Source organism: Candidatus Sodalis sp. SoCistrobi (assembly GCF_900143145.1).
Taxonomy (GTDB): domain Bacteria; phylum Pseudomonadota; class Gammaproteobacteria; order Enterobacterales; family Enterobacteriaceae; genus SoCistrobi.
Genome location: NZ_FRDB01000355.1, coordinates 1 through 1,664, shown reverse-complemented (window position 1 = coordinate 1,664; position 1,664 = coordinate 1). Strand labels below are relative to the sequence as shown.

Sequence of the window (1,664 nt, the reverse complement as noted above, 5' to 3'; positions counted from 1 at the left end):
CTCTTATTGCTCTGCTCGCCGCCTGCAGCAGCAAGCCGTCTTCTTCCGACGTGGCCTCGCAGGACGCGCCTTCAAGCGCATAGGTATCTACACATTTATCACGATAAATGTGTAGATACCTATGCTTCAAGCGGGGGTTTTCTGCGTCAAGCGCCGGCGTCCTCCGACCGCCCCGCGCTGTATGGCGATTTCGCCACTAATCCTAACGCCGAGCGCTTCATCGAAAAAATGGTCAGCGAACATGGCTTCGATCGCCAGGCGCTGCATAACCTGCTGGCCCAAACGCAGCGGCTGGACGGGGTGCTGCGGCTAATGGATAAGCAGGCTCCCGTTGCACAGGGGGCCACCGGGCCAAACGGCGCCTGGCTGCGCTATCGGAAAAAATTCATCACGCCGGACAACGTACAAAACGGCGTAGCATTTTGGAACCAGAATCAAGATGCCTTAGATCGCGCCTGGCGCCAATACGGCGTACCGCCGGAAATCATCGTCGGCATTATCGGCGTCGAAACCCGCTGGGGACGGGTGATGGGCAGAACGCGCATTATCGATGCGCTGGCGACACTGGCTTTCGATTATCCGCGCCGCGGCGACTATTTTGCCGCCGAGCTGGAAACGTTTTTGCTGATGGCGCGCGATGAGGGCGATGATCCGCTGGCGCTGCGCGGCTCCTATGCCGGCGCCATGGGCTATGGCCAGTTTATGCCTTCTTCTTTCAAGCGTTACGCCGTGGATTTTGACGGCGACGGCCACATCAATCTCTGGGATCCCCAGGACGCCATCGGCAGCGTGGCCAACTATTTCCACGCCCACGGCTGGGTGCCGGGCGGCCAGGTCGCGGTGCCCGCCAACGGTCAGGCGCCCTGGCTGCAAAATGGCTATGACACCCGCTATACCCTGGCGACGCTTTCCGCCGCGGGGCTGTCGCCGCTCGCGCCGCTTGGGGATGAACAGCAAGCCAGCCTGCTGCGGCTGGATATCGGCACCGGCTATCAATATTGGTACGGGCTGCCCAACTTTTATGTTATTACCCGTTACAATCACAGTACCCAATACGCCATGGCGGTATGGCAACTGGGCAATGCGGTGCAGCAGGCGCGGCTCGGCGGCTAGCGGGATAAAAAACGGGCGCCTTGCGAAGGCGCCCGTTGCGATCGTATACACCGGTCGGAGAAGAAGGTTGGCGGCATCCACCGTCGTGAACGCCATTATTCGTAGCGGCGGAAATAGACCTCAAGACGGTTTTGCACTTTGCCGAGCACAGTACTGAACAGCAAATATATTGCCGCCGCTTCGATATAAAGAATTAACGGTTCATAGGTCACCGACACAATGCGTTGCGCGGCCAAAAACATCTCCGGCACGGTAATCACCGCCGCCAGCGACGTGTCCTTTATCAGCGAGATAAACGAATTGGCCAGCGGAGGTATGGAAACAAATACCGACTGGGGCAAAATAACCCTGCGCATCGCCTGGGTGGAATTCATGCCGATAGCCCAGGCGGCTTCCCATTGTGCCTTCGGCACCGAGACAATAGTGAATCACCCCGGATAAATTAGAGTCTATACTTTAAAAGTGGAGGTCTCTATGACAACGACCAAACGTTACTCTCCGGAAGTCCGTGAACGGGCAGTTAATCTAGTGCTGGAAACTCAGCATGAGCA

The 1,664-nt window shown here is 57.6% G+C and carries 2 pseudogenes; one reads left to right on the top strand and one right to left on the bottom strand.

The annotated features are described in order from the left end of the window. Positions 1 to 123 precede the first annotated feature (123 nt). Positions 124 to 1,113, top strand: a pseudogene (gene mltB / locus CINSTRO3249_RS15685) (lytic murein transglycosylase B); the annotation flags it as partial. Positions 1,114 to 1,208: 95 nt separating this feature from the next. On the opposite strand, the pseudogene CINSTRO3249_RS15680 reads toward mltB, so the two are convergent. Further along, a pseudogene (locus CINSTRO3249_RS15680) lies at positions 1,209 to 1,535 on the bottom strand (ABC transporter permease subunit); the annotation flags it as partial. Positions 1,536 to 1,664: the final 129 nt, after the last annotated feature.